This window comes from Azotobacter armeniacus (assembly GCF_054779355.1).
Genome location: NZ_BAAGYK010000040.1, coordinates 1 through 16,344 on the forward strand (window position 1 = coordinate 1; position 16,344 = coordinate 16,344).

Genomic DNA, 16,344 nt, shown 5'->3' on the forward strand with positions numbered 1-16,344 from the left:
TCCAGCTTGCTGTCGTAGAGCACCTTGTCGATGCCCGGCGCGTTGCGCAGGTACTGCTGCTTGAGGTCCATGGTGTAGGCATACAGCGCCTTGTCGCTCTGCACCGCATGGCGCTGCGGATAGCGCTTTTCCGGATACTCGCCCAGGCGGTCGTCGGCAATCAGGCGGCGCACCTGGTCCTGCAACTGCGCGGGATAGGCGGTGAGGTATTCGCGTGGAGGCATGGGCGGCAGGCAGGCGGAGGATGGGGACCCATTCTACCCGGCCCGTAGTGGTTTCAGGCGCATTCCGCTCAGGCCTGACGCTTGCTCAATCCGCCCCCTCGGCACTCGCTGTCGCTGGCACGAGCCGCTGCAGGCAATACTGGCCTGGGCGGCGCCCTCACGCCTTGCGTGCACCCCAACCATCGCTTCTCACCGCTGCCTCGCGCAGGGCGAATCGGTAGCGACGGCAGCCCGGGCTGCACAGAGGCAGGTTGTGGCCGAAGAGGCGCAGCAGGCAGATCGAGCCGAATGCCTGGTAGCCGAGGCGAAAGCAGGATTTGAGCGAGTCGAAGTTGGTCGACTCGACATAGGAAACGATCCCGCGCGCGCCCTCCTCCAGATAGCACTGCAAAGCCCGGTTCATGCCGATGGCATGCAGCCGCTGGCCGCGATAGCCGGGCTTGGTCAGGCCCTTGTACATGTAGACATAAGCCGGATCGAAATCGAGCAGCATGTCCGGTGGGTCGATACGGGTCGGCAGGCGCGAGTACCAGCCGTAGGCAGCCAGATTGTCGCCATCGAGAATCGCGTAGCAGCGATCGCCCTTGACCATGGCTTCGTTGAGAAAACTGTCGTCGAGCGCATTCTCTGGGTCGCGGGCGAAGTGGCGCAGCTGCTGCTCATCAAGAAAGCCCGGCGTGTAGCTGGCCGGGCAGACGAGAAACGCCGGATCGACCTTGAGCAGCCGGACGCCGCGCAGGATCTTGAACAGGATCAGTTGGTTGAGGGCTCTCACCAGCAGCAGGTGAAGGGTTTGGGCGACGCTCGTTTGCTGCAGTTTGCGTCGCAATCGAGCGATATGGTCATGCTGTTGCAGGTTTCCCATGGTGGCCTCGCCGGTGCTTCGAAATGAAGAAGGCGCAGCTCCAAGGGCCGAGAAGATTGCGAACTTCGTCAGCCTGTCCTGCATGAGCCGCTCTTTGGCCTGCCCCCAACACCCGCATGGCAGGCTCTGTTAACGCTAGCCGAGCCCTTCGGAAAAATAAAGAAACGGGCCTGCCGGTTGGAAGGCTGCGGCCCGCATGGCGTGCTGCATCGGCAATCCAGGTGGGGAGCAGAACGCAACAGGCCCGCTTCACGCTGGGCGAAGCAGGCCTGTTGACAGGAGGCAGAACATCCCGGAGACGGCTCACGATCCTGCGTGCCGGAGCCGGGAAGGCCATGGCCGACACGCAGCAGATCGTGTCCCGGCGCTTAGTTGACCTTGGCGGCCAGCTCGCCCTTGGCGTAGCGCTGGTACATGCCTTCCAGGGAAATCGGCTTGATCTTCGAGGCGTGGCCGGCGGTGCCAAAGGCTTCGTAGCGGGCGATGCAGATGTCGCGCATGGCCTCGACGGTCTTGGCCAGGTACTTGCGTGGGTCGAACTCGCTGGGGTTCTGGCCCATGAAGCGGCGGATCGCGCCGGTGGAGGCCAGGCGCAGGTCAGTGTCGATGTTGACCTTGCGCACGCCGTACTTGATGCCCTCGACGATTTCCTCGACCGGCACGCCGTAGGTTTCCTTGATGTCGCCGCCGTATTCGTTGATCACCTTCAGCCAGTCCTGCGGCACCGAGCTCGAGCCGTGCATCACCAGGTGGGTGTCGGGGATGCGCTTGTGGATTTCCTTGATGCGCTCGATGGCGAGGATGTCGCCAGTCGGTGGCTTGGTGAACTTGTAGGCGCCGTGGCTGGTGCCGATGGCGATGGCCAAGGCATCGACCTGGGTCTCCTGGACGAAGCGCGCGGCCTCCTCCGGATCGGTGAGCATCTGGCTGTGATCGAGGGTGCCCTCGGCGCCGACGCCATCCTCCTCGCCGGCCTGGCCGGTTTCCAGGCTGCCCAGGCAACCCAGCTCGCCCTCCACCGACACGCCGCAGGCATGGGCAAAAGCCACGGTCTGCCTGGTCACGCGCACGTTGTAGTCATAGTCAGCCGGGGTCTTGCCGTCTTCCTTCAGCGAGCCGTCCATCATCACCGAGCTGAAGCCCAGCTGGATCGAGCGCTGGCAGACGTCCGGACTGGTGCCGTGGTCCTGATGCATGCACACCGGGATGTGCGGGAATTCCTCGATGGCGGCGAGGATCAGGTGGCGCAGGAAGGGTGCACCGGCGTATTTGCGCGCGCCGGCGGAAGCCTGGACTATCACCGGCGAGTCGGTCTTGTCGGCCGCTTCCATGATGGCGCGCATCTGCTCGAGGTTGTTGACGTTGAAGGCCGGCACGCCATAGCCGAATTCGGCGGCGTGGTCCAGCAGCTGACGCATGCTGATAAGTGCCATCTTGTGTACTCCCAGTCAGGGTCGTTCGATCGGTACCCAGCCTGACGCAGGGGCGGGCCGGGTTCAAGTTGTCTTCCCTCTCCCCCACGGGGAGAGGCCAGGGAGGGGGGGGCCGCGGACAGCCCTCTCCCCCCGCCCCCTCTCCCACCAGCGGGAGAGGGGTGAACGTCACTTCGCGCGTTCTTCCAGCACCGCCACGGCCGGCAGCACCTTGCCCTCGACGAACTCGAGGAAAGCACCGCCCCCGGTGGAAATGTAGGAGATTTTCTCGGCCACGCCGTACTTGTCGATGGCCGCCAGGGTGTCGCCACCGCCGGCGATGGAAAAGGCATCGCCGTCGGCGATGGCCTGGGCCAGGACCCGGGTGCCGTTGCCGAACTGGTCGAATTCGAATACCCCGACCGGGCCGTTCCACAGAATGGTCTTGCAGGACTTGAGCAGCTCGGCGAACTGCGCGGCGGTCTGCGGGCCGATGTCGAGGATCATGTCGTCGTCGGCCACCTCACCAATCGCCTTGACGGTGGCGGCGGCGTCTTCGGCAAAGGCCTTGGCGACCACCACGTCCACCGGCAACGGCACGCTGACCTTGGCGGCGATGGCCTTGGCGGTGTCAACCAGATCGGCCTCATAGAGCGACTTGCCGACCTTGTGGCCGGCCGCGGCGAGGAAGGTATTGGCGATGCCGCCGCCGACGATCAGCTGGTCGCAGAGCTGGCTCAGGGAGTTGAGCACGTCGAGCTTGGTGGACACCTTGGAGCCGGCGACGATGGCGGCCATCGGACGCTGCGGGTTGTCCAGCGCCTTGCCCAGCGCCTCCAGTTCGGTAGCCAGCAGGGGACCGGCGCAGGCGACCTTGGCGAACTTGGCGACGCCGTGGGTCGAACCTTCGGCGCGGTGGGCGGTGCCGAAGGCATCCATGACGAACACGTCGCAGAGGGCGGCATACTTCTGCGCCAGCTCATCGCTGTTCTTCTTCTCGCCCTTGTTGAAGCGCACGTTCTCGAACAGCACCAGCTCGCCCGGCTGCACGCTCACGCCGTCCAGGTAGTCCTTGAGCAGCGGCACCTCGCGGCCGAGGGCCTTGGCGAGGTAGTCGGCAACCGGCTTGAGGCTGTTCTCCTCGGAGTATTCGCCTTCGGTCGGACGACCCAGGTGCGAGCAGAGCATTACCGCCGCGCCCTTTTCCAGCGCCAGCTTGATGGTCGGCAGCGAAGCGAGGATACGGGCATCGCTCTTCACCACACCGTCCTTCACCGGCACGTTGAGGTCTTCGCGGATGAGTACGCGCTTACCCTTGAGGTCGAGGTCGGTCATCTTCAACACGGTCATGCGGTCGGTCCTTCCACAGGGAGCAGAGAATTTTATTGTCTTGCTGCGGCGACGCTCAGCCAGTGACCGGCGACGTCGAGCATGCGGTTGGCGAAACCCCACTCGTTGTCGAACCAGGCCAGCAGGTTGACCAGCCGGGGGCCGGAAACACGGGTCTGGCTACCATCGACGATGGCCGAATGGGGATCATGGTTGAAATCGCAACTGGCGTGGGGCAGCTCGGTGTAGTCCAGCAGGCCCTTGAGCGGGCCCTGCTCGGCAGCCTGGCGCAGCACGCGGTTGACCTCCTCAGCCGAGGTGTCGCGGGCGGTCTGCAAGGTGATGTCGAGACAGGAGACGTTGAGCGTCGGCACGCGCACGGCTTTGGCCTGAATGCGCCCGGAAAGTTCCGGAAGCAGGCGCTCGATGCCGCGGGCCAGGCCAGTCGACACCGGGATCACCGACTGGAAGGCCGAGCGCGTGCGGCGCAGATCCTCGTGATGATAGGCATCGATGACCGGCTGGTCATTCATCGCCGAATGAATGGTGGTAATGGAGATGTACTCCAGCCCCACCGCCTCGTTCAGCAGCTTTAGCAGCGGCACGCTGCAGTTGGTGGTGCAAGAGGCATTGGAGACCAGTTTCTCGCCGCCCTGCAGGCGCTGCTGGTTGACCCCGTAGACGATGGTGGCGTCGACGTCGCGCTCGCTGGCCATCGGCTGAGAGAACAGCACCCGCGGCGCGCCGGCGCGCAGGAAGCGCTCGCCGTCGGCGCGGCTGTGATAGACGCCGGAGCACTCCAGCACCAGGTCGATGCCGAGGGCGCGCCAGTCGACGGCTTCGGGAGTCGAAGCGCGCAGCACCTGCAGCGCATCGCCATTCAGGCACAGCCGGTCGCCCTCCACCCGCACCTCGCCGGGGAAGCGGCCGTGGGTGGAATCGAAGCGGGTCAGGTATTCGATGCTCGCCTGGTCGGCCAGGTCGTTGAGGGCGACAATGCGGAACTCCGCCGCCGCACCCCGCTCATAGTGGGCACGCAGAACGCAGCGGCCGATGCGGCCGTAGCCGTTGAGGGCGATTTTGTAGGGACGGATGGACATGAGCGCTCTTTGCCGGGATGAGCAGGTGAAAAACCGCTGCGCGGATTTTTCTCCCTACGGAAGATCGGGCTGCATAAGGTGGATGACCGCGGTCATCCACCGTTCGTCGGCATCAATCTTCGAGCAGTTCCTCGGCGATGGCCAGCACGTTGTCGAGGGTGAAGCCGAAGTGCTCGAAGAGCACGCCGGCCGGGGCGGATTCACCAAAGGTGGTCATGCCGATGATGCGTCCTTCCAGGCCCACGTACTTGTACCAGAAATCGGTGTGGGCGGCCTCGATGGCGATCCGCGCGCCAACCTCAAGCGGCAGCACGGCCTGCTTCCAGACGGCGTCCTGGCGGTCGAACACGCTGGTCGAGGGCATGGAGACGACGCGCACGCGGCGGCCCTGCTCGGTCAGCCTGTCGAAGGCCTGCACGGCCAGGATGACTTCCGAGCCGGTGGCGATGAGGATCAGCTCCGGCTCGCCGGCGCAGTCCCTGAGCACGTAGCCGCCGCGGGCGATATCGGCCACTTGCCAGGCATCGCGCGCCAGGTGCGGCAGGCTCTGGCGGCTGAACACCAGGGCGCTCGGGCCATCCTGGCGCTCGACGGCGCATTTCCAGGCCACCGCGGACTCCACCGCGTCGCACGGACGCCAGGCGTCGAGGTTCGGCGTGCTACGCAGGCTGGCCAACTGCTCGATCGGCTGGTGGGTCGGGCCGTCCTCGCCGAGGCCGATGGAGTCGTGGGTGTAGACGAACAGCACGCGCTGCTTCATCAGCGCGGCCATGCGCACGGCGTTGCAGGCGTATTCCATGAACACCAGGAAGGTGGCGCCGTAGGGAATGAAGCCGCCGTGCAGGGCGATGCCGTTCATGATCGCGCTCATGCCGAACTCGCGCACGCCGTAGTACAGGTAGTTGCCGGAAGTGTCGTCCGCTTTCAGGGCCTTGCAGCCCTTCCACAGGGTCAGGTTGGAGCCGGTGAGGTCCGCCGAGCCGCCGAGGAGTTCCGGCAGCAAGGGCCCGAAGGCGTTCAGCGCGTTCTGGCTGGCCTTGCGGCTGGCGACGGTTTCGCCCTTGGCGGCGACCTCGGCGATGTGCTCGGCCGCCTTCGCGGCGAAGTCTTCTGGCAGCTCGCCGCGGATCCGCCGCTGGAACTCCGCGGCCAGCTGCGGAAACTCGGCCTGGTAAGCAGCGAAGCGGCGGTTCCACTCGGCCTCGCGGGCGGCGCCGGCGACCCTGGCATCCCACTGGGCGTAGAGCTCGGCGGGAATCTCGAACGGGGCGTACTTCCAGCCCAGTGTGGCACGGGTCAGGGCGACTTCCTCGACGCCAAGCGCGGCGCCGTGGCACTCTTCCTTGCCCTGCTTGTTCGGCGAGCCGAAGCCGATCACGGTCTTGCAGCAGATCAGGGTCGGCCGCTCGCTCTTGCGCGCAGTCTCGATGGCGGTCTTGATCTCGTCGGCATCATGGCCGTCGACGTTGCGGATCACCAGCCAGCCGTAGGCCTCGAAGCGCGCCGGGGTGTCGTCGGTGAACCAGCCGTCCACCTCGCCATCGATGGAGATGCCGTTGTCGTCGTAGAAGGCGATCAGCTTGTTCAGCCCCAGGGTGCCGGCCAGCGAGCAGACCTCGTGGGAGATGCCTTCCATGAGGCAGCCATCGCCGAGGAACACGTAGGTGTGGTGGTCGACGATGCGGTGCCCGGGACGATTGAACTGCGCGGCCAGCACCTTCTCCGCCACGGCCATGCCGACGGCGTTGGCGAGGCCCTGGCCGAGCGGGCCGGTGGTGGTCTCGACACCAGCGGTGTAGCCGTATTCCGGGTGGCCCGGGGTGCGGCTGCCGAGCTGACGAAAGCCCATCAGGTCGTCGATGCTCAGGTCGTAGCCGGTCAGGTGCAGCAGCGAATAGATCAGCATCGAGCCGTGGCCGTTGGACAGCACGAAGCGGTCGCGATCGGCCCACTGCGGATTGCCCGGGTTATGGCTGAGATAGTCGCGCCACAGCACTTCGGCGATATCCGCCATGCCCATCGGGGCGCCGGGGTGGCCGCTGTTGGCTTTCTGCACGGCATCCATGCTGAGGGCACGAATGGCATTGGCTCGCTCACGACGGCTGGGCATCGCTGAATCTCCTGGGAGTACTGAATCGAAAAAGTCGGCCATTTTCGCCCAGCCGCATGGGCAGCGGCAATCGCGGATGGTCGAACTGACTGCAACCCGGCAGATTAGCAGCGTGCGGCGAACCTGCACCCTCGCCTGCCAGTGTTCCTGACGAAGCGCAGCGGACATTCCCGCCCCACCGCGGACAATCCATGGCGGAGCCAATATCAAAACTTTTTGATACAGCCTTGCTGAGCGAAAATCGACCGACTAGACTGCCCGCCCCATGAACCTGCGCGTCCCTACCCTCCGCCGCGACGACGACTGCGACGAGTTGGCTGCCCTCTGCAAGGCCGGCGGCGATGCGCTGCGCCTCAAGGTGCTGCGCGTGTTGGCCAGCGACTCCTTCGGTGTGCTGGAGCTGGCGCAGATCTTCGCTATCGGCCAGTCAGGCATCAGTCACCACCTCAAGGTGCTGGCCCAGGCCGGGCTGGTGGCGACGCGCCGCGAGGGCAACGCGATCTTCTACCGCCGCGCCCTGCCGGCCGCCGCCGGCTTCGGCTGCGTGCTGCGTGCGGCGCTGCTGGCGGAGGTCGACGCGCTGGAGCTGGAGGCCGCCATCGGGGCGCGCATCGCCGAGGTGCATGCCCAGCGCGCCGCGGTCAGCCGCGACTTCTTCAGCCGCATGGCGGACAAGTTCCAGGCCCAGCAGGACCTGATCGCCGGCCTGCCGCAGTACCGCGACAGCCTGCTGGCCCTGCTCGACGCCCTGGGCTTCGCCGACACCGCCAGCGCGCTGGAGGTCGGCCCCGGCGACGGCGCCTTGCTACCGGAGCTGGCTCGGCGCTTCGCCAGGGTGACGGCCATGGACAATAGTCCGGCGATGCTCGAGCTGGCTCGCCAGCGCTGCGCCCGGGAACGCCTGGAGAACGTCGAGCTGAAACTCGCCGATGCGCTGCAGGACGCCCAGGAGCGCGCCGACTGCGTGGTGCTGAACATGGTGCTGCACCACTTCGCCGCGCCGGCCGAGGCACTGAAGCGGCTGGCCGGGCTGGTCAGGGCGGGCGGCAGCCTGCTGCTGACCGAACTGTGCCGCCACGACCAGGCCTGGGCCCGCGAAGCCTGCGGCGACCTCTGGCTCGGCTTCGACCAGGACGAGCTGGCGCGCTGGGCCGCGGAGGCCGGCCTGGAACCCGGCGAAAGCCTGTACATCGGCCTGCGCAATGGATTCCAGATCCAGGTGCGGCACTTCGCCAAGGCGCCGACAGGCGTGGGCGACCGACATTGAACCCCTTGAACCCTGCATGACACGGCCGCGAGGCCAACTCAGCCACCGGTAAACAACAGGAACCGATAGATGAGCGAATATTCCCTTTTCACCTCCGAGTCCGTGTCCGAAGGCCATCCGGACAAGATCGCCGACCAGATCTCCGATGCCGTGCTCGATGCCATCATCGCCGAGGACAAGCATGCCCGCGTGGCCTGCGAGACCCTGGTGAAGACCGGCGTGGCCATCGTCGCCGGCGAAATCACCACCTCCGCCTGGGTCGACCTCGAGCAGCTGGTGCGCGACGTGATCGTCGACATCGGCTACGACAGCTCCGACGTTGGCTTCGACGGCGGCACCTGCGGCATCGTCAACATCATCGGCAAGCAGTCGGTGGACATCAACCAGGGCGTCGACCGCGCCAAGCCGGAAGACCAGGGTGCCGGCGACCAGGGCCTGATGTTCGGCTACGCCAGCAACGAGACCGACGTGCTGATGCCGGCGCCGATCTGCTTCTCCCACCGCCTGGTCGAGCGCCAGGCCGAGGCACGCAAGTCTGGCCTCTTGCCCTGGCTGCGTCCGGACGCAAAGAGTCAGGTCACCTGCCGCTACGAGAACGGCAAGGTGGCCGGCATCGACGCCGTGGTGCTGTCCACCCAGCACAATCCGGAGATCAGCCAGGCCGACCTGCAGGAAGCGGTGATGGAGTTGATCATCAAGCACACCCTGCCGGCCGAGCTGCTGCACAAGGACACCCAGTTCCACATCAACCCGACCGGCAAGTTCGTCATCGGCGGCCCGGTGGGCGACTGCGGCCTGACCGGGCGCAAGATCATCGTCGACTCCTATGGCGGCATGGCCCGCCACGGCGGCGGCGCCTTCTCCGGCAAGGACCCGTCCAAGGTCGACCGCTCGGCCGCCTACGCCGGCCGCTACGTGGCCAAGAACATCGTCGCCGCCGGCCTCGCCGAGCGCTGCGAGATCCAGGTGTCCTATGCCATCGGCGTGGCCCAGCCGACCTCCATCTCGCTGAACACCTTCGGCACCGGCAGGATCGCCGACAGCAAGATCATCCAGTTGGTCCGCGAGCACTTCGACCTGCGTCCGTATGCGATCACCAAGATGCTCGATCTGCTGCACCCGATGTACCGGCCGACCGCCGCCTACGGCCACTTCGGCCGCACGCCGTTCGAGATGACCGTCGGCGACGACACCTTCACCACCTTTACCTGGGAGCGCACCGACAAGGCCGATGCCCTGCGCGCCGCCGCCGGCCTGTGACGTCCCGACGACCGCCGTCCAGCCGACTGGCGGTCGTCGCCTTCCCCCTCTGCAGTCAAGGCCACAATCGGCTAAGATCGACCCCATCGATGCCCCCGCCCCTGGCCGCCGCGAAAGCCGAGCGACGAGCGACCTGAGGTAATCGTGACTCGACCATTGGCGATCACGTCAACATGGACATCCCAAATTCCGCTTCAGCGTGACCGATCCGCCAGGGCCGGGCCTCGGACCGCGCAGCGAATCGGCAATCTGGCAGTGACCGGCCCCAACCCCCGGCCCCTGCAGTTCTCTTGCGTGAGGAGTTTTCCGAGCTATGTCTCGCTTACCTGTCATCGTTGGTTTTGGTGGTTACAACTCAGCCGGGCGCAGCTCCTTCCACCACGGTTTCCGCCGCACCGTCATCGAGTCCCTTGACCCCCAGACCCGCCAGGAAACCCTCGCCGGATTGGCCGTGATGATGAAGCTGGTGAGCGTGGTCGACGGCGAGTACCGCGGCAGCGATGGCACCCCCCTTACCCCGGCCGAGATCGAGCGCCGCCACGGCGAGCAGATTCTCGCCGCCACCCTGATCCGGCGCATCGAGAAGCAATACCTGGACGTGGACGCCACCCACTGCCACAAGAGCTTGACGCTGGACGCCAGCGACCAGCCGATCCGCTTCACCACTAGCCACAAGCAGCTGCCCGAACCGCTGCCGGCCAGCTGGAGCGTCGAGCTGCTGGGAAGCAACCAGGTGCAGGTGACCATCCAGGGCAGCTGCGAGATCAAGGTCGACAGCTTCCGGGAACTGGCGGTCAAGTCGGCCGGCCAGCTACCGACCGGCTTCGACCCGGCCGAGCTCTACCAGTCGCGCTTCCACCCCCGCGGCCTGCAGCTGACCGTGGTCGGCGTCACCGATGCCCTGCGCTCCCTCGGCATCGACTGGCAGACCATCCTCAGGCACGTCGCCCCCGACCAGATCGCGGTGTTCGCCGGCTGCATCATGAGCCAGATCGACGAGAACGGTTATGCCGGCTTCATGCAGGCCCGCCTGAAGGGCGGACGGGCCAGCGCCAAGCAGCTGCCGCTGGGCCTCAACAGCATGCCCGCCGACTTCATCAACGCCTACGTGCTGGGCAGCGTCGGCACCACCGGCAGCGTCACCGGCGCCTGCGCCACCTTCCTCTACAACTTGCAGAAGGGCATCGACTGCATCGCCAGCGGGCGCTCGCGGGTGGTCATCGTCGGCAGCAGCGAGGCGCCGCTGACTCTCGAATGCATCGACGGCTACAACGCCATGGGCGCGCTGGCCACCGAGGAGGGCTTGCGTCACATCGAGGGCCGCGACGAGGTCGACTTCCGCCGTGCCAGCCGCCCGTTCGGCACCAACTGCGGGTTCACCCTCGCCGAATCCGGCCAGTTCATCGTGCTGATGGACGACGAACTGGCTCTCGAACTGGGTGCCGACATCCACGGCGCGGTACCCGACGTGTTTGTCAACGCCGACGGCTTCAAGCGCTCGATTTCCGCCCCGGGTCCCGGCAACTACCTGACCCTGGCCAGGGCGGTGGCCAGCGCCGCCCAGCTGGTCGGCCTGGACGGCGTGCGCCAGCGCAGCTTCGTCCATGCCCACGGCTCCAGCACCCCGGCCAACCGGGTCACCGAATCCGAACTGCTCGACCGCGTCGCCGCCACCTTCGGCATCGAATCCTGGCCGATCGCGGCGGTGAAGGCCTTCGTCGGCCACTCCCTCGGTCCGGCCAGCGGTGACCAGTTGATCTCCGCCCTCGGCTCCTTCCATTACGGGATGATCCCCGGCATCAAGACCATCGATGCGGTCGCCGATGACGTGCACTGCAATAATCTGCGCATCTTCACCCAGGATCTGGCCGTCGGCGCACAGGCCCTGGATGTCTGCTTCATCAACTCCAAGGGCTTCGGCGGCAACAACGCCACCGGCTACGTGCTCGCGCCCCATGTCGTCGAACGGATGCTGTGCAAGCGCCACGGCGAGGCCGCCTTCGCCGACTACCTCAGCCGTCGCCAGGCCACCCGCGAGGCCGCCCAGGCCTACGAGCGCCAGGCGCTCAAGGGCCAGTTCGACATCATCTACCACTTCGGCATGGACATGATCGACGAGCATGACCTGCAGATCGACGACAAGCAGATTCGCGTACCGGGCTTCGAGCAGCCGATCGTCTACCCGAAGGACGAGCGCTTCAGCGACATGCTCGACTGAGAGAAAGCTCCACGCCGGCGAGGGCGACCGCCCCGTCCCCCACCGGTGGCTCCGCTCACTCCAGCGTCCGCGCCAGAGCGAGCAGCCCGTCGCGCCAGCCGGCCGCCAGCGGCAGGGCCAGGAACGATGGGTTGAGGTAGTCGGCCCGCGCCGCGTAGCTCAGCGCCCGCCCCTGCAGATCCAGCACCTCGCCGCCAGCGCCTTCGAGCACGCCCTGGGCGGCGGCGGTGTCCCACTGCGAGGTGGGCGCCAGGCGCGGATAGCAGTCGGCCCGGCCTTCGGCGAGCAGGCAGAACTTCAGCGAACTGCCGACACTGGCCAGCTGCAGGTTGCCGAAGCGTGCGCCGAGGCCCTGCAGCAGGCGCTCTTGGGCCGGGCTGCTGTGCCGCCGGCTGGCGACCACGGTGAAGGCCTCGCCCGGCGCGCAGCGCACGCCGATCGGCTGCTGCAAGCCCGGCCCCTCGCTGCGCCAGGCACCGAGTCCGGCACCGCCGAAATAGCAGCAGCCGGTCGCCGGCACCCCGACCACCCCCAACAGCACCCGACCCTCCTCGATCAGCGCCACGTTAACGGTGAACTCCGGGCTTCCAGCGATGAACTCCTTGGTGCCGTCCAGCGGGTCGACCAGCCACCAGCGGCGCCAGCCGGCACGCTCGGCAACGGGTATCGCGCAGTCTTCTTCGGAAAGCACCGGAATCGCCGGCTCGAGCGCCTGCAATCCGGCGCTGAGGACGCGATGTGCGGCCAGGTCGGCGGCGGTCACCGGCGAGGCGTCGTCCTTCTCGCGCACCTCGATATCCATATGCCAGTACGGCAAGATGGCGGCGCCGGCTTGACGCACCAGATCGATCAGCGGGGCGAACGGGACAGGGCTCACAGGTCCAGGACTCCCCGCTGGATCAGCAGATCGCGTGCCAGATAGAGCGCGGCCAGGGCCCGTCCCTCGCTGAATTGCTCGTGCCGGACCAGGCCGGACAGCTCGCGCAGGTTGACCCGCTCGACCCGCATCGGCTCCGGCTCGTCGCCCGGCAGACGCTTCGGATAGAGATCACGGGCCAGCACCACCTGGATCCTCTGGGTCATGTAGCCAGGCGACAGGGACAGCTCGGTGAGGTACTCCAGGTGGTGGGCGCCGTAGCCAGCCTCCTCCTTCAGCTCGCGGTTGGCTGCCACCAGCACGTCCTCGCCCGGCTCGATCAGCCCCTTGGGCAGGGACAGCTGATAATCGTCGGTGCCGGCGCAGTACTCCTCCACCAGCAGGGCGTGCTGCTCGTCGATCAGCGCGACGATCATCACCGCGCCGTAGCCGCTGCCGGTACCCACCAGACGCTCGTACGTGCGCTCGACACCATTGGTGAAGCGCAGCTGCAATTCCTCGACGCGAAACAGGCGGCTGGTGGCGACGATCGCTCGAGCGAGTACGGTGGGTTTCTGGCGCATAGTCATTCCTCGACTGGATGGGTGGCTCGATTGACGTTCTTCTGGAGCCCTGTCGCTGGTTATCATACTCCGGCTTGCGGCACGGCTCGCCCTTGGCCGATGGCGCGCAGGCCCTCCGCATGCAACGCTTCCCGAAGCCTCCACCCGACAAGAGCCGCCATGCCCCCGCTACCCTGGAGCGAAATCGATACCGTCCTGCTCGACATGGATGGTACCCTGCTAGATCTGCACTTCGACAATCATTTCTGGCTGGAGCACCTGCCACGGCGCTATGCCGAACACCACGGCATCAGCCGCGCCATGGCCGAGCAGGAACTGCTGCCACTGTTCCGCGAACATGCCGGCCGGCTGACCTGGTACTGTCTGGACTTCTGGAGCGCCGAGCTGAAGCTGTCGATTGTCGAGCTCAAGCGCGAGGTCGCCCACCTGATTGCCCTGCGTCCGGACGCCGACCGCTTCCTCGCGTCCCTGCGTGCAGCCGGCAAGCGCGTCGCGCTGATCACCAACGCACACCGCGATTCGCTGTCGCTGAAGCTGGAGCGGGTCGAGCTGACGGCGTACTTCGACCGCCTGATCAGCTCCCACGACTACGGCTTTCCCAAGGAGGACCAGCAGTTCTGGTTCGCCCTGCAGCGGGACTTCGGCTTCGCGCCGGCGCGCAGCCTGTTCATCGACGACAGCCTGCCGGTCCTGCGCAGCGCCCGGCGCTACGGCATCTCCCACCTGCTGGCAGTGCGCCAGCCAGACAGCCGACAGGGACCGAAAGACACCGAGGAATTCAGCGCCGTGGAGAATTATCCGGCATTGTGCGAGGGGCTTTGCTGAGCGCCCAGGAAAGTACCGAGCCAGCATGAGGGGCACAGCGATCAGGGGCTAGCAGAAGGGACCGCAAAGGCAATGCTCAGAACTAGGTCGACCGTTTCGCTTCAGCAAAGTTCCCCTTAACAAACAATGAGTTACAAAGCAATAAAAAGATCTGCAGGCCAGTAAAAAATGCTTGCAAGAAGCCCTCATGGCGGCGAGGATCGCCTCGTCATCTCCACTGAGGTACCCTCGTCATGAAGTACGCATCCATACTCCTGCTCTCCTTCGGCTTGGCCAGCGGCTCGGCATTCGCTGGCGGCAACACCGAGGCAGCTGTCGGCGGCGCACTGGGCGGCACACTGGGTTCAGCAGTCGGTGGCGCCTTGGGCGGCTCCACCGGTGCGGTGATCGGCTCGGGGATCGGCGGTGCAGCCGGCGCCGGGATCGGCGCCGACCGCCGCAGCCGGACCGAAGCGGCCATCGGCGGCGGGCTCGGTGCGGCCGGCGGCAACGCCATCGGCAATCAGGTTGGCGGTCGTACCGGTGGCATGATCGGTGCCGCACTCGGCGGTGCCGGCGGCGGCGCCCTGGGCAATGCCTACGGAGACGATGACGACGACCGCGGCCGCCGCAGCAGCAGCGGCAACCGCCGTTATGTCGAGCACCACCACCACTACCACGACAACGGCAAGCACCGCGGCCACCACAAGCACAAGCACAAGCACTACAAGCGCCATCGTCACGACGACTGAACCAGCGCTGACCTCGACCCAGAAAAAGCCCGCCCCATGGTGGGCTTTTTCGTGCTCAGAGTATCGGCGAAATCAGCCGCGCCACACGCATGCCCAGGCGCTTCAGGCGGTGCGTCCGGCGACTCTCCTCCTGGTCCAGCTCGCGGGAGTGGCTGAAATCCTCTCGCAGCATACGCTCCACCTCCCCGGCGAAAGCGGGATCGACGGTGAACAGGGTCAGCTCGAAATTCAGTCGGAATGAACGGTTGTCCAGGTTGGCGCTGCCCACCGCCGCGGTATCGGCGTCGATCAGCAGCACCTTCTGGTGCATGAAGCCCGGCTGGTAGCGGAACACCCGGATGCCCACCTCGAGCGCCTCGAAGGCATACAGGCTGGAGGCGGCATAGACCACCCGGTGATCGGCCCGCGCCGGCAGCAGCAGGCGCACCTCGAGCCCGCGCAGCACCGCCAGGCGCAGGGCGGCGAATACCGACTCGTCGGGAACGAAATAGGGACTGGCCAGCCAGATCCGCCGACGTGCCGCATTGATCGCCACGACAAATTGCAGCGAGCCGGTTTCCTGGGAATCGGCCGGGCCGCTGCTGACCAGTTGGCAGAGCACCTCGCCGGCGGGGTAGCGCTCTGGCAGCAGCAGCGGCGGCAGCTGCCGGGTGACCCAGAACCAGTCCTCGGCGAAGGACTCCTGCAGGCAGGCCAGCACGGGACCGCTCAGCTCCACATGGGTATCGCGCCAGGGCGAGAGGTGCGGATTGCGCCCGAGGTACTCATCGCCGACATTCAGCCCGCCGAGAAAGCCGTGCAGGCCGTCGACCACCACCAGCTTGCGGTGATTGCGGAAATTCAGCTGGAAGCGGTTGAGCAGGCCGCTGTGCGCGGAGACCGAGAAGGCATGCATCGCCACCCCGCCCTCGCGCAGGCGCTGCACATAGTGGCGCGGCAGGGCGTGGCAGCCGATACGGTCGTAGAGGAAGAACACTTGCACGCCGTTGGCCGCCCGCTCCAGCAGCAGGCTCTGCAGGCGCCGGCCGAGGCGGTCGTCGCGGACGATGAAGAACTGCACCAGTATCACCTTGCGCGCCTGGGCGATGGCCTCGAAGATCGCCGCGAAGGCGGCCTGGCCGTCGATCAGCAGCCGCACCCGGTTGTTTCCCAGAGGGGGCGGCTGGCGACCGAGGCGCGCCAGCACCTGGAGGTTCTGCGAGGCCTCGCTGCCGTGGGCCGCCTGGGCCTCCTCGACCCAAGGGCGCCAGTCCAGCTCGGCCAGCGCCTGGTGCATCTGCAGGTCGGCCTGGCGCCGCGCCTGAATATAGGCATCGAAGCGGCTGCGGCCGAACACCAGGTAGGGCAGCAGGGTGAGATAGGGCATGAACAGCAAGGAGATGGCCCAGGCGATGGCACCCTGAGCGGTGCGCACGGTGAACACCGCATGGATGGCCGCAGCCACCCCCAGCGCCTGGATCAGCGCCAGCAGATAGCCCAAGAGCTGCAAACCGCCCTGTTCCATGCCTCACTCCTTCGAGATGCCGCTCCTGAGCATAACAGGCAGCAATGGTCGAGGCGGCC

Annotated in this window: 13 protein-coding genes and 1 pseudogene; 5 read left to right on the forward strand and 9 right to left on the reverse strand. The window is 66.5% G+C overall.

Going from position 1 to position 16,344, the window contains the following annotated elements:
- The 6 genes and pseudogenes from ACYVD0_RS09305 to tkt form a co-directional block, all read right to left on the reverse strand.
- Positions 1-224: pseudogene (locus ACYVD0_RS09305) on the reverse strand (metal-dependent hydrolase); the annotation flags it as partial.
- A gap of 157 nt (positions 225-381) precedes the next feature.
- Complete coding sequence (locus tag ACYVD0_RS09310) at positions 382-1,089, reverse strand: protein kinase family protein (protein ID WP_460426562.1); 708 nt, start codon at positions 1,087-1,089, stop codon at positions 382-384.
- 368 nt (positions 1,090-1,457) lie between these two features.
- On the reverse strand, positions 1,458-2,522 hold the full coding sequence (gene fba / locus ACYVD0_RS09315) for a class II fructose-bisphosphate aldolase (RefSeq protein WP_460426563.1): 1,065 nt from the start codon (positions 2,520-2,522) through the stop codon (positions 1,458-1,460).
- A 168-nt stretch (positions 2,523-2,690) separates the two neighbouring features.
- The gene (locus ACYVD0_RS09320; protein WP_460426564.1) at positions 2,691-3,851 is read right to left on the reverse strand and encodes a phosphoglycerate kinase; all 1,161 of its coding nucleotides are present in this window, start codon (positions 3,849-3,851) and stop codon (positions 2,691-2,693) included.
- A gap of 32 nt (positions 3,852-3,883) precedes the next feature.
- A complete protein-coding gene (gene epd / locus ACYVD0_RS09325; protein ID WP_460426565.1) occupies positions 3,884-4,930 on the reverse strand; it encodes an erythrose-4-phosphate dehydrogenase in 1,047 nt (348 codons plus the stop codon).
- A 112-nt stretch (positions 4,931-5,042) separates the two neighbouring features.
- A complete protein-coding gene (tkt, locus tag ACYVD0_RS09330; protein WP_460426566.1) occupies positions 5,043-7,040 on the reverse strand; it encodes a transketolase family protein in 1,998 nt (665 codons plus the stop codon).
- A gap of 265 nt (positions 7,041-7,305) precedes the next feature.
- On the opposite strand from tkt, the gene ACYVD0_RS09335 reads away from it, so the two are divergent.
- The 3 genes from ACYVD0_RS09335 to ACYVD0_RS09345 all read left to right on the forward strand — a co-directional run bounded on the left by ACYVD0_RS09335 (position 7,306) and on the right by ACYVD0_RS09345 (position 11,785).
- Entirely contained in the window at positions 7,306-8,307 is a 1,002-nt protein-coding gene (locus ACYVD0_RS09335; protein ID WP_460426567.1) for an ArsR/SmtB family transcription factor, read from the forward strand.
- 69 nt (positions 8,308-8,376) lie between these two features.
- Complete coding sequence (metK, locus tag ACYVD0_RS09340) at positions 8,377-9,567, forward strand: methionine adenosyltransferase (RefSeq protein ID WP_460426568.1); 1,191 nt, start codon at positions 8,377-8,379, stop codon at positions 9,565-9,567.
- Positions 9,568-9,880: 313 nt separating this feature from the next.
- Positions 9,881-11,785: a beta-ketoacyl synthase gene (locus tag ACYVD0_RS09345; RefSeq protein ID WP_460426569.1), complete on the forward strand. Its 1,905-nt coding sequence runs from the start codon at positions 9,881-9,883 to the stop codon at positions 11,783-11,785.
- Positions 11,786-11,840: 55 nt separating this feature from the next.
- Here the strand turns inward: ACYVD0_RS09345 and cysQ are convergent, their stop codons facing one another.
- Positions 11,841-12,662, reverse strand: coding sequence for a 3'(2'),5'-bisphosphate nucleotidase CysQ family protein (gene cysQ, locus ACYVD0_RS09350; protein ID WP_460426570.1), 822 nt, complete (start codon positions 12,660-12,662; stop codon positions 11,841-11,843).
- Positions 12,659-13,225, reverse strand: coding sequence for an ADP compounds hydrolase NudE (gene nudE / locus ACYVD0_RS09355; protein WP_460426571.1), 567 nt, complete (start codon positions 13,223-13,225; stop codon positions 12,659-12,661). Before nudE ends, cysQ begins: the two co-directional genes overlap by 4 nt.
- Before the next feature lie 159 nt (positions 13,226-13,384).
- Between nudE and yrfG the strand changes: the two genes are divergently transcribed.
- The gene (yrfG, locus tag ACYVD0_RS09360) at positions 13,385-14,050 is read left to right on the forward strand and encodes an HAD family hydrolase (protein ID WP_460426572.1); all 666 of its coding nucleotides are present in this window, start codon (positions 13,385-13,387) and stop codon (positions 14,048-14,050) included.
- A 233-nt stretch (positions 14,051-14,283) separates the two neighbouring features.
- The gene (locus ACYVD0_RS09365; protein WP_460426573.1) at positions 14,284-14,781 is read left to right on the forward strand and encodes a hypothetical protein; all 498 of its coding nucleotides are present in this window, start codon (positions 14,284-14,286) and stop codon (positions 14,779-14,781) included.
- A 55-nt stretch (positions 14,782-14,836) separates the two neighbouring features.
- Here ACYVD0_RS09365 and cls read toward each other — a convergent pair whose 3' ends face one another.
- Complete coding sequence (gene cls, locus ACYVD0_RS09370) at positions 14,837-16,285, reverse strand: cardiolipin synthase (protein WP_460426574.1); 1,449 nt, start codon at positions 16,283-16,285, stop codon at positions 14,837-14,839.
- Between the last annotated feature and the right edge of the window lie 59 nt (positions 16,286-16,344).